The 12,204-nt window shown below is 57.8% G+C and carries 6 protein-coding genes; all 6 read left to right on the top strand.

The window, feature by feature from the left end; genetic code table 11:
- The first annotated feature begins 366 nt into the window (after positions 1-366).
- The 6 genes from DESU86_RS12380 to DESU86_RS12355 all read left to right on the top strand — a co-directional run bounded on the left by DESU86_RS12380 (position 367) and on the right by DESU86_RS12355 (position 11,688).
- The gene (locus tag DESU86_RS12380; RefSeq protein WP_179981321.1) at positions 367-1,356 is read left to right on the top strand and encodes a methionine ABC transporter ATP-binding protein; all 990 of its coding nucleotides are present in this window, start codon (positions 367-369) and stop codon (positions 1,354-1,356) included.
- The gene (locus DESU86_RS12375; RefSeq protein WP_232088364.1) at positions 1,349-2,053 is read left to right on the top strand and encodes a methionine ABC transporter permease; all 705 of its coding nucleotides are present in this window, start codon (positions 1,349-1,351) and stop codon (positions 2,051-2,053) included. The genes DESU86_RS12380 and DESU86_RS12375 overlap by 8 nt, the downstream gene beginning before the upstream one ends.
- 68 nt (positions 2,054-2,121) lie before the next feature.
- A complete protein-coding gene (locus tag DESU86_RS12370; RefSeq protein ID WP_179981320.1) occupies positions 2,122-2,898 on the top strand; it encodes a MetQ/NlpA family ABC transporter substrate-binding protein in 777 nt (258 codons plus the stop codon).
- A 326-nt stretch (positions 2,899-3,224) separates the two neighbouring features.
- Positions 3,225-5,084: an FAD-dependent oxidoreductase gene (locus DESU86_RS12365; RefSeq protein ID WP_179981319.1), complete on the top strand. Its 1,860-nt coding sequence runs from the start codon at positions 3,225-3,227 to the stop codon at positions 5,082-5,084.
- Positions 5,085-5,544: 460 nt separating this feature from the next.
- Positions 5,545-8,298, top strand: a complete 2,754-nt coding sequence (gene fdhF / locus DESU86_RS14570; protein ID WP_179981318.1) for a formate dehydrogenase subunit alpha — start codon at positions 5,545-5,547, stop codon at positions 8,296-8,298.
- 573 nt (positions 8,299-8,871) lie between these two features.
- A complete protein-coding gene (locus tag DESU86_RS12355; protein ID WP_179981317.1) occupies positions 8,872-11,688 on the top strand; it encodes an FAD-binding and (Fe-S)-binding domain-containing protein in 2,817 nt (938 codons plus the stop codon).
- The last annotated feature ends 516 nt before the right edge of the window (positions 11,689-12,204 follow it).

Raw genomic sequence — 12,204 nt, 5'->3', positions numbered from 1 at the left:
TCCAGCTTGAAAAAAGATCGCGCCTTGCCAAACCAAATAACTGCGCGCTTCCAGGAAGCTCTTTAATCAGTGCTTCCCTACAACTCTTATTGTTTTTCGGTAGTTGATTTTGAAAAAGAGGTAATGGCTCAGCGGCCTTTGCCAACGACCTGACGATACAGCTTCTGTACAAAAAACCTCGGCATGGTCTGCACCACGCCGAGGTTTTTTATACCGCCTTGTCCCTGCAACGCCTCAGACTGCACCGCAGGCGCACAGCCTGTAATCAGGCTGGCAGCGCAGGAAACCGGGCAGCCTTCTTTACTTTTCGCTGCAAATGTCGCATGGTACCCGGATTATAACAAACAGACTCCAGGTATTCGCCGCATGATCCAGGTAAGCAATCTTCTCAAGCGCTACGGCAGCAATGTTGTTTTACAGAACATCAACATGCAGGTACGCCAGGGCGAAATTTTCGGCATTGTCGGCCATTCCGGCGCAGGCAAATCCACACTGTTGCGGTGTCTCAACGGTCTTGAGGTCTATGATGAGGGCAGCGTCAAGGTTATGGACGTTGAAGTGGCCTCGCTTGAGCCCCGCGCCCTGCGCCTGCTGCAAAGCAAGATGGGCATGATCTTTCAGAATTTCAACCTGATGGCCCGCAAAAATGTTTTTGACAACGTAGCCTTTCCCCTCCAGCTCTGGCACAAATCCGACCGCGAGAAGCGCGTTATGGAACTGCTGGATCTGGTGGGCCTCACGGACAAGGCGCGGCAAAGGGTGCAAAGCCTGAGCGGCGGCCAGAAGCAGCGCGTGGGCATTGCCCGCGCTCTGGCCCTGAACCCGAGCATTCTGCTTTGCGACGAGGCGACCTCCGCCCTTGACCCCAAGACCACCTCATCCATCCTTGACCTGCTGGAAGACATCAACAAGCGGCTTAACCTGACCATCATCATGGTCACGCACCAGATGGAAGTGGTAAAACGCCTCTGCCACAGCCTGCTCTTGCTCGACGGCGGCAAAACCGTGGCCATGGGCAAGACCGAAGATCTTTTTCTTTCTCCCACCAAGGATATGCAGGCCATTGTGGAGAATGAGTACACGCTCATTCCCGGCGGCACCAACATCAGGCTCATGTTCCCGCGCGTCATCTCGCAGCAGAGCGTCATCACGCAGATGGCAAGGGCCCTTGGCATCGATTTTTCCATTGTGGGCGGCAAGCTGGAGCGGTACCTGGACGATGTCTTCGGCTTTCTTATCATCAATGTGCAGGACCAGGACATTGAAGCCGTACTGAGCTACCTTGAAGAACAGCATCTCTATTGGGAAATACTGGAATATCCCGTAAAGCAAGCCTTGGATGCGAGCCATGAGTGATCTGAGTACCCTCGCGCAACTGGCGCAGGACTTCGCCCCCCTGTGGGACCGTCTTCAGGACAAAATGCCCGAAATTCTGCTGGCCACCTGGGAAACCCTCCAGATGGTCATGCTCTCCACGTTCTTTTCACTGCTCATCGGCTTTGCTCTGGCCATCCTCATGATCGTGACCAACCCCATTGGCCTGAGCCCCTGCCGCTCGGTCTACAGGGTGGCGGATTTTGTGGTGAACCTGGTGCGCTCCTTTCCCTTTATCATTCTGCTGATCGCCATCATCCCCTTTACCCGCCTTGTGGTGGGCACCTCCATCGGCAGCGCGGCGGCCATCGTACCCCTCACCATCGCGGCGGCCCCCTTTGTGGCCCGCCTCATTGAAACCTGCTTTCTTGAGGTGGACAGGGGCGTTATCGAGGCTGCCCGGTCCTTCGGGGCCAGCAACTCTCAGATCATTTTTCGCGTGCTCTTTCCCGAGGCGCTGCCTTCCATAGTGCTGAATATCGCGGTCATTGCCATTACCCTGCTTGGGTATTCCGCCATGGCCGGGACAGTAGGCGGCGGCGGTCTGGGCGACCTGGCCGTAAAATACGGCTACAACCGCTTTCAGGTTGATATAATGGTCTATTCCGTTATCATCCTGTGCATACTGGTGCTGCTTATACAGGGCATCTGCAACGTTTTGTACAAAATACTGCGATAAAGCCCGCCATTTTCATGTCGGGCCTTGATTCTTCAACCGGTACAGTCTTACCCAAGCGAGGAGCCATCATGAAACGCCTGCTTCTGTCTCTGGCCATGATTTTGACCCTGGCCGTTCCTTCCTTTGCCGCCGAAGACATCGTCATCGGCGTCACCCCCTTCCCGCACAAGGACATCATGCTTGTGGCCAAGCCCCTGCTGGCCAAGGACGGCTACAATCTGGTCATCAAGGAATTCACGGACTACGTGCAGCCCAACATGGCCCTTGCCAATGGTCAGCTTTTCGCCAACTTCTTCCAGCACGAGCCCTACCTCGACAACATGAACAAGGAAAAGAACCTTGGTCTTGTGTCCATCGGCAAGGTGCATATCGAACCGCTGGGCGTGTATTCCAAAAAAATCAAGAAACTGGCTGACCTCAAGAAGGGTGACGCCATTTCCGTGCCCAATGACCCCACCAACGAAGCCCGCGCCCTGCGCCTGCTTGAAGCCAACGGCATCATCAAGATCAAGCCCGGCGCTCTTGTGACCGTGGCCGACATTACCGAAAATCCCCTTGGTCTCAAGTTTCATGAACTTGACGCCGCCCAGCTGCCCCGCACCCTGGACGATGTGACCGCCTCGGTTATCAATACCAACTTTGCCGGCGAAGCCGGTCTTATTCCCGCTCGTGACGCCCTTGTTATTGAAGGCAGCGAATCGCCGTACGCCAACATCATCGTGGTGCGCGCGGCCGACAAGGACAGCCCCAAGGCCAAGGCCCTCATCAAGGCTGCCCAGTCGCCCGAAGTCAAAGCCTACATTGAAAAGGAACTGGTGGGCAAAGGCATCATGCCCTCGTTCTAGCACAACGCTGGTTTGCGTCGTGGGGCGTCTGCACGAGCAGCGCCCGTCAAAACCTGGGACGACCTCCGCGCACTGAAATGCATTCCCAATGCAGGAGCGTTCGAGAAAATCTGCATGCCGCTACGGGTTTATGTCTTGCCTGGCATGACCTAAACCCGGAAAAGGCAAGACAAAAAACGTTTTCGTTATGTTCAAAACACATGACATCATAAAGACGGCTCTGACGGGATGTAACTTTCCCGTCCGGGCCGTCTTTGCCTCCGGGCTGCCAATACGCTAACTTGGACGCCTACGCCGACACGGCAGAACGAATGCAGAGGATATCCATGCTGACGATTGATACATGGCGAGGAAAAAAGGCCCCTGAAACTCAGAGAGCCTTTATGGGATGGGGCGGCCTGACGGTCACCGACGACACTGTCGATGTCCTTGACATGCTGCGCGCATATTATGCCGTGGCGTCAGGCGAATCCTGCGGCCAGTGCTTCCCCTGCCGCAGCGGTCTCAAACGCATTGCCGCACGCCTTGACCAGATGTGCCAGGGGCAGGAAAGGGCCGACGACCTGCAATACCTGCGCGAACTGGCCGCCATGGTTCGTGCCAGCGCCCGTTGCGACATTGGCCAGACCTCGCCCCAGCCCCTGCTGGATGTGCTGGAACAGGCACCGCAATTGCTCAAGGCCAGAAAGACCTCAGGCGGCGCCTATACGAGCATGGTTACCGCCCCCTGCGTCAACGCCTGCCCAGGGCATGTCACTATTCCTGAGTATATTGAAGACATCCGCTTTCGCCGTTTTGACAAAGGGCTCGAACGGGTTATGGAAAACTGCCCCATGCCCGGCACCATTGGCCGCGTGTGCGAGCGCCCCTGTGAAGCCGCCTGCAAACGTGGCCTCAAGGGCAAGCCTGTGGCCATTCGCAATCTCAAGCGCTTTCTTTTTGACCACAACGCCGCGCTCAATCAGCCCCCTGTTCCCCAAAAACCGGCTGCCCATGGCAAAAAAGTGGCCATCATCGGCGGCGGGCCTGCCGGGCTGTCCTGCGCCTACTACCTCGCCCATTTGGGGGTCGCGCCCACCATTTTCGAGCGGCATGACGTCTGCGGCGGCATGGCCAAATTCGGCATTCCCGATTTTCGCCTGCCGCCATCCGTACTGACGCGGGAAATAAACGTGGTGGCTGCCGCTGGCAGTGACATCCGCACCGGCATTGAAATTGGACGCGACATTTCGGTGGACCAGTTGCACGATGAGGGTTTTGAAGCGATCTTTATTGCGGCAGGCGCGCCCCACGCCCCCGGCATGCGCTGCGAAGGCGAAGACAGCTGCCCTCAGGGCTACCTCAGCGGCATCCACTACCTTCATGAAGCCACCATGGGCAGGCAGGCCGTAAGCGGCACCCGTCTTGTGGTGGTGGGCGGCGGCAACGTGGCCATGGACTGCGCGCGCACGGCGCTGCGCCACGGCTTCAAGGAAGTGCGCGTGGTCTACCGCCGCACCGAGGCAGAAATGCCCGCCGACCCAGTGGAAATTGAAGAAGCCAGGGAAGAAGGCACTCTTTTCACCTTTCTGGCGGCCCCCCTGCGCATAGAAAACATCGATGGCCGCGTTACCGGCCTTGTGTGCCAGAAAATGGAACTTGGCCCGGCGGACGACTCCGGCCGCCGCCGCCCTGTTCCTGTGGAAGGAGCCGACTTTGAACTGCCTTGTGACGCCATCGTCTACGCCATCGGCCAGAAGGTGGCTCTGGAAGTGATCCTTAAAGGCAAGGACGGCGCCCTGAACAAGTACCGCACGCTGGACGCCCACGACATCACGGGCGAAGTCAGCGCCCTGCCCCGCTTTTTCGGCGGCGGGGACTGCGTGACAGGCCCAAGCTCGCTTATAGCCGCCCTTGCCGCAGGCAAACGCGCGGCCGCGCACATAGCCGCCCACCTGAACGGCGAAGATGACGGCCCCACTGTGCGCGAAAAGCTGGAACAGGCGCTCATGTCCATCAATATGCTGGATACGGAAGATGCCGTTCCCCTTGAAGACCCGACGCCGCCCATGCCCATCCACGCCATTCCTCTGCGCGAACGCCTGCACGGCTTTACAGAGGTGGAAACAGAACCGCTGGAATGGGAAGCCGTGCGCGAGTCGTCGCGCTGCCTGCGCTGCCTGCGCGTCGTCATGACCGCGCCTTGAGCACGCGCGCATGGTTGATTGATTTTTTAGAGCATTTTACCTTTGAAAGTGTAAATGCTCTAACGCTGCACTTCGTGCAGCGCGCCACAACGTGGCGTGGATTCAGCCGAGCTTTGGCCGTTGCGACGAAGGAAGCTACGGACAAAGACAGCAATTGGTTAATAGAACGTGCAGCCTGCTGATGGCTGTCGCAAATCACATTTTCTGGCTGAATGAAAACTTTGAAATGCTTCTCATTTCAAAGTTGATCTGCTCTAGTTGCGCACAAAGTCTGCTGACGTGAGTATCAAGAGTTATCCGGTAATCCCCTGCGGGGACGTGCCAAAAGCGGACAGCCCAAGGACCGCTCAGTGACGGCCCAAGGGCAGGCCGCAAAAAGCTGAATATAAAGCGTACGCGCCCCTTGCCGCGTCGTGCAAAGATGAAGGACGGGCCGCCTCTGGCCCGAACGGGAGTTTCTATGCTTGTCACCATTAATGGAAAGCAGGCTACCTTTCAGCCTGGGCAGACCATACTGGATGTCGCCACGGCGCACGGCGTCTATATTCCCACGCTGTGCTGGCTGCCCAAGACCGGCCACGGCAAGGTCTGCCGCATCTGTTCCGTCGAGGTAAAGGGGCGCGACCGCCTGCTGCCCGCCTGTTCCTCCCCTGCCGAGGACGGCATGATCATTGAGACGGATTCCCCGACGGTACTTGCCACACGCAAAAACATCCTTTCCCTGCTGGTGGCCGAAGGCCGACACGACTGTTTTTTGCGCAAACTGCCCCCCGATCTCTGGCCCGCCTATCAAAAAGCCGCAGGGGCCATGCCCCATCGTGAACATCCCTGTCCCGCCGAAGGCAAGTGCCAGCTCCAGGCACTGACCATGAAGTGCAATGTGCCCGTCAAGGACCTTGTGCCGGAACCTGGGCATTTTCCCCTGGATGACGAGCACCCGATGATCACGCGCGACTTCAGCCGCTGCGTGCAATGCGGACGCTGCGCCTCTGTCTGCTCGGCCATTCAGGTCAATGACGCCATACCGCCGCAGTTCGGCCGCAGGGCTGAAAAAGAATCCTGGTGGCCCCTGGTGGACTACACCCGCTGCACCCATTGCGGCGAGTGCGTTCAGGCATGTCCCACCGGGGCGCTTACGGCAAAGAAGTCCTATGGCCTTGCCGTGCGTGAAGACAAAATAGACACGGTGCGCACCACCTGCCCTTACTGCGGCGTGGGCTGTCAGTTGAACCTGTCCGTCAAGGACGGGCGCATAATTGAGGTCAACGGCGTTGAAGACGGCAGCCCCAACAAGGGCAGCCTGTGCGTCAAGGGGCGCTTTGGCTATGACTTCATCTACAGTGAGGAGCGGCTCACCGAGCCCCTTATCCGCCGTCAGGACGGCTCGTTCAGGACGGCCTCATGGGACGAGGCTCTTGACCTCATAGCCGCCAAATTTTCAGAGGTGATTGAAAATCACGGCCCGGACGCTGTGGCCGGTGTGGCTTGCGCCCGTAGTATCAATGAAGATAACTACCAGATGCAAAAACTCTTTCGCGCGGTGTTCAAGACCAATAATATTGATCACTGCGCGCGTACCTGACACGCCCCCACTGTGGCCGGTCTGGCCACATCATTTGGATCAGGTGCAATGACCAACAGCTTTGCCCACCTGGGCGAAGCCAAGATGATTTTACTCATTGGTTCCAATATCACGGAGGCGCATCCCGTGGCCGGAACCCTCGTCAAACGGGCCGTGCGCAACGGGTGCCGACTCATTGTCGTGGACCCGCGCCGCACCGGCATAGCCAAGGAGGCGGAAACCCACCTGCAACTGCGCGTGGGTTCGGATATCGCCCTGCTCAACGCCATCATGCATGTGCTCATCAGGGATGATCTCTATGACAAGCACTTTGTGGCCCGGCACACCTTGGGTTTTGAAGAACTGCGGCGCAACGTGGCCGACTGCACGCCGGAGTGGGCCGCGCCCATTTGCGGCATCGCGCCTGAAGTCATTGAACGTACCGCCCGCGACCTGGCCTCGGTCAAACCCGCCCTGCTGGCCTATACGCTTGGCATTACAGAACATACCTGCGGCGTTAACAACGTGCTGACCTGCGCGGCCCTGCAAATGCTTCTGGGCAATGTGGGCAAGCCCTTGGGCGGCGTGAATCCTCTGCGCGGACAGAACAATGTGCAGGGTTCCTGCGATATGGGCGCTCTGCCGGACACCTACCCCGGCTACGGCAAGGTGGCCGACAAGGCCGCCAGGGAAAGCCTTGAGCGCTTCTGGAAAACGCCCCTGCCCGCAGGGGCGGGCATGATGCTGCCCGACATGCTTGATGGCCTCAAGTCAAAGAAAATCAGAGCCATGTATATATTTGGCGAAAATCTTGCCAATACGGAACCCGACATCACCCATGTGGAAAGCTGCCTGGCTTCTGCGGAATTTCTGGTGGTGCAGGATATTTTTCCCAATGAAACGACGCGCTTCGCTCATGTAATCCTGCCAGCTGCAGCCTGGGGCGAAAAAGACGGCACGTTCAGCAACAGCGAACGCCGCGTCAGCCGTGTACGCGCCGCCAGCACCGCGCCAGGCCAGGCCAAGATGGACTGGTGGATTTTCAAGCAGCTGGCTGCCCGTTTTGGCCACCACTGGGAATCGGATTCTGCCCAGGACCTGTGGGACAACGAAATATCGGTACTGGCCGAATTATTCCGCGGCATCAAGTATCGCCGCATCGAGGGCGACGGTCTGCAATGGCCCTGCCCGCATGAAGACCATCCGGGAACCCCGGTGCTGCACAAGGACGGGGCATTCACACGCGGCAAAGGTCTGTTTGTGCCCGTCAACTGGACGCCGGCAGCGGAAGTGGCTGATGCGGAATATCCCTTTGTTCTCAGTTCCGGCAGGCGGCTCTACCACTACCACACCAGAACGCAAACAGGCCGCAGCAAGGGGCTGAACACGCTCATGGGGCACGACACGGCGGACATATCCAGCGCAGATGCCGCCCGGTTGCAGATAGCCGACGGCGAGAACATCCGCGTGTCTTCACGCCGGGGTTCAGTGACGGTACGGGCCAAGGTTACGGACGACATGCCCGTGGGAATGGTCTGGATGGCCTTTCACTTCCGTGAAAGCAACGCCAACTGGCTTACCAATCCCGCCATGGACCCGATTACCAAAACTGCGGAATATAAAGCCTGCGCCGTAAAGATCGAAAAAATCTGACACGGCCCCAGGCCAGGGAAACTTGGCCAACGAAACCTGACCCGTGAGGCTTGATCAACCAGATCAGGCCAATGGGCAGACCCGACGAGACCATGCCGCACACTCAGGCCACCCTGAGTAGTGTCGGTGTGGTCTCGTTTTTTTGCCGAGGCTGGAATAAACAACAACGATGAAATGCTTTGTGGGGGAGGGACCCTTTTGCAAAAGGGTCTCCTCCCCCACGCCCCCCCAAAACCTTTATAGCATTTAGCTCATCTACCCTTTTGCAAAGGGTAGATGAGCTAAATGCGCGCGGTAGGCATAGCGCGGCATACCTTGCTTGGCAGCATTTCTGCACGGCGTTGCCGGAGCTTGTGTAGTTTCTGACATTCAGGAACCTGTCGAAGGAGAACCCTCCTGTTTGCCATGAAAAATTAGTAAATAAGCTCATATCATACCATAGATATTGCATTTTTACTTCGAATCCTAGCGTTTTGCCTAACTTTTCCACTAGCGATTTTTATTAACAATAGGTAATTTAGGTACTGCTATCCGTAAATCATCGCAGGTTTGCCCTGCCCTGGAGGACTCTTGATGCTGACATCACCCCACAAAGAATTTCACGACGCCATTTTGGCCTTTATCCCTAAAAATCGGATATATACTGATCCACTACGCCTGTTTGCCTATGGCACAGACGCCAGCGTCTACCGCCTTACCCCCAAGCTTGTGGTGGACGTGCTTAATGAAGAAGAAATAATTGAGCTTATGGGCGTGGCTGACCGCATGCGCGTGCCCGTAACCTTTCGCGCGGCGGGCACCAGCCTTTCGGGCCAGGCCGTGACGGATTCCGTCCTGGTGCGCATCGGCCAGGGCTGGAGAGACTGGCGCGTGGGTGAGCACGCCGAAAAAATCACCCTTCAACCCGGCATAATCGGTTCCGGGGCCAACAAGATACTGGCGGAATTCGGCAAAAAAATCGGGCCGGACCCGGCCTCCATCGACAGCTGTTTTATCGGCGGCATTTTTGCCAACAACGCCAGCGGCATGTGCTGCGGCACTTCCGACAACTCCTACAAGACGGTGCTGTCCACCCGCATGGTTCTGTCGGACGGCACCCTGCTGGACACCGCCGACGCCAAAAGCCGTGCGGCCTTTGCCAGAACCCACGGCCACATCCTTGACGGCCTGACCGCTCTTCGAAACAAAATCATGAGCGACACAACCCTGGCCGATCGCATCCGCCGCAAGTTCAAGATCAAAAACACCACGGGCTACAGCATCAACGCCCTGGTTGATTACGAAGACCCCTTTGAAATCCTGCAGCACCTCATGGTGGGTTCTGAAGGCACCTTGGGCTTTATCGCCGAAGTGACCTACCGCACAGTGGAAGAAGCACCGTTCAAGGCATCGGCCCTCATGCTGCTGCCCTCGGTAAAGGATGCCTGTGATCTCGCTTCCGCCGTGGCCACCCTGCCCGTTTCCTCCGCCGAGCTGATGGACAGGGCTTCTCTGCGCTCTGTGGAGGGCACCCCCGGCCTGCCCGACGGGCTGGACACCCTTGACGACAAGGTCTGCTCACTGCTGGTGGAGACGCGCGCTTCCTCCCAGGAAGAGCTGGACAAAAACATCGCCACCATCAACGCCGCCTTCAAGGACGTAAAATTCGTGCGGCCGCATGCGTTTACCGACAAGCCCGAAGAATACAGCAAACTCTGGCTGATCCGTAAGGGCATATTGGCCTCCGTGGGCGGCATGCGCCCCGTGGGCACCTCCATTGTTATTGAAGACGTGGCCTTTCCCCTCGAACGCCTGGGCGAAGCCGCCACAGACCTGCAAGACCTGTTTGCCCGCCACGGGTACTCGGTGGCCCCCCTGTTCGGCCACGCCAGGGACGGCAACCTGCATTTCGTTTTCTGGCAGGACTTCGGCTCGCCCACGGAAGTGGCGCGCTATGCGGCCTTTATGGACGACTTCTGCAAGCTTATCACCGAAAAATACGACGGCTCTCTCAAGGCCGAACACGGCACAGGCCGCAACGTGGCTCCCTTTGTGGAGCTGGAATGGGGCGCGGCCGCCTACAGCATCATGAAATCCGTCAAGGATCTGCTGGATCCCAAGAGCATTCTCAATCCCGGCGTGCTCATGAATTCCGATCCGCAAGGGCACATCAAGAACCTCAAGCCCCTGCATCCGGCTGACGAGCTTGTGGACAAGTGTATGGAATGCGGTTTCTGCGAATCGGTCTGTCCGTCCCGCAATCTGACCCTCACCCCGCGCCAGCGCATCACGGCATACCGCGAAATATGCCGCCTGCGTGAGGTTGCCCCCGGCAGCAAGGAACTGAAAAACCTTGAAACGCAGTACGACTATATGGGCAACGCCACCTGCGCGACCGACAGTTTGTGCCGCCCCCGCTGCCCCGCTGGAGTGGACACCGGCGTCTTCATCAAGAGCCTGCGCAAAAGAGAAGCCGGCAACCTGAGTAAAAAAGTCGCCAACAGCGTCGCCGACCACTTTGCCGGAACCTGCCGGGCCATATCCTTTGCGCTCAACAGTGTGGACAAGCTGCACCGCGCCCTTGGCACCACCTTTATGGAAAACGGCTCCCGGCTGCTGCGCTGCGTCACCTTCAACAAGGCTCCTCTCTGGAACAGAGATATGCCCAAGGGCGGCAGCAAGTTACGGATTCCTGAGATTCACAGCGCCAATCCCAAAAGAGTGGTGTACTTTCCAAGCTGCATAGCCCGCAACATGGGCCCTGGCGAAGAACACACAGACCGCCGCACTGAGCCGGAAGCGGTCATCAGTGTTCTGCTCAAGGGCGGCTACGATGTCATTCTGCCCAAGAATCTGGACAAGCTCTGCTGCGGCATGGCCTTTGCCAGCAAGGGCCTTGCCGACGCCGCCCACAAAAAGGAAAAGGAACTGGAAGCCGCCCTCAAGGAAGCCAGCAATAACGGGCAATACCCCGTGCTTTGTGAAACCAGCCCCTGCCTGCTGCACATGAAGCAAACCCTTGACCCGTCGCTGACCCTGATGGAGCCCATTGAGTTCATCCTTGAAAAGATGGATGGCAGCCTCAGGTTCACCAAGCTACCCAAAACCATCGCCCTGCACGCCACCTGCTCGGTGCGCAAGATGGGCCTTGAGGGCAAACTTGAAAAGCTCGCCAAAATGTGCGCCGAAAACGTTGTCGTGCCGGACGGCATCAACTGCTGCGGCTGGGCGGGCGACCGTGGCTTTACACACCCGGAACTCAATGAATCCGCGCTCAAGAGTCTGCGCATGCAGGTCAGCACGTGCGAGGTCGGCTACTCCTCAAGCCGCACGTGCCAGATCGGCCTTTCGCTGCACGGCGGCATTCCCTACTATTCCATTGTCTTCCTGGTAGATGAGGCCACCGTGTAGGCACAACAGGCCGCATCCCGCAAACAGTAAACAAACGTCACAGGGGCCGCTGCCAAAATGCAGCGGCCCCTGTGACGCTTTTTGGGCCAATATGTTTTTCAGGCTGTCTTGCGGTGAAGTCCCTGAGAGCAAATAGCCCCTAGATGGCGCGCTGTCTGTAAGACGTTGTTTCTGCCTCCTTCAGATTATAAAATCGTTGTACTGTAATAAAAAACAGTCAAAGTTTTAGGGGGTGGGGGCATGGGGGAGGCGACCCTTTTACAAATGGGTTCCTCCCCCACAAAAGTATTTCAAAATGGCATTGTTCTCGTCGAGTCCAAGGGCTGACGCAAAGGGCCGCCGCCAGCGGCAACGGCCATCAAATTCCGGCCCGCGCCATCAGTGCAGAGTAGGGCTTTACTTTGCCGCCCAATAACGTATGGTGCCGTGACGTAACAGCCCGCGAAGATCTTTCGCTGTCCGGCGTCCCGGTTTGCCGGGTTGCCGCAAGGGCCGGATGCCGGAAATAGCGGATGT

Source organism: Desulfovibrio sp. 86 (assembly GCF_902702915.1).
Lineage (GTDB): Bacteria > Desulfobacterota > Desulfovibrionia > Desulfovibrionales > Desulfovibrionaceae > Desulfovibrio.
The sequence above is the reverse complement of the archived record's forward strand: the minus strand, read 5'-3'. Positions and strand labels throughout refer to the sequence as shown.

Excerpts from the sequence above, each read along its gene's own strand:
- DESU86_RS12365 (WP_179981319.1), top strand. The coding sequence starts at position 3,225 with ATGCTGACGATTGATACATGGCGAGGAAAAAAGGCCCCTGAAACTCAG.
- DESU86_RS12355 (WP_179981317.1), top strand. The coding sequence starts at position 8,872 with ATGCTGACATCACCCCACAAAGAATTTCACGACGCCATTTTGGCCTTT.
- DESU86_RS12370 (WP_179981320.1), top strand. The coding sequence starts at position 2,122 with ATGAAACGCCTGCTTCTGTCTCTGGCCATGATTTTGACCCTGGCCGTT.
- DESU86_RS12375 (WP_232088364.1), top strand. The coding sequence starts at position 1,349 with ATGAGTGATCTGAGTACCCTCGCGCAACTGGCGCAGGACTTCGCCCCC.
- DESU86_RS12380 (WP_179981321.1), top strand. The coding sequence starts at position 367 with ATGATCCAGGTAAGCAATCTTCTCAAGCGCTACGGCAGCAATGTTGTT.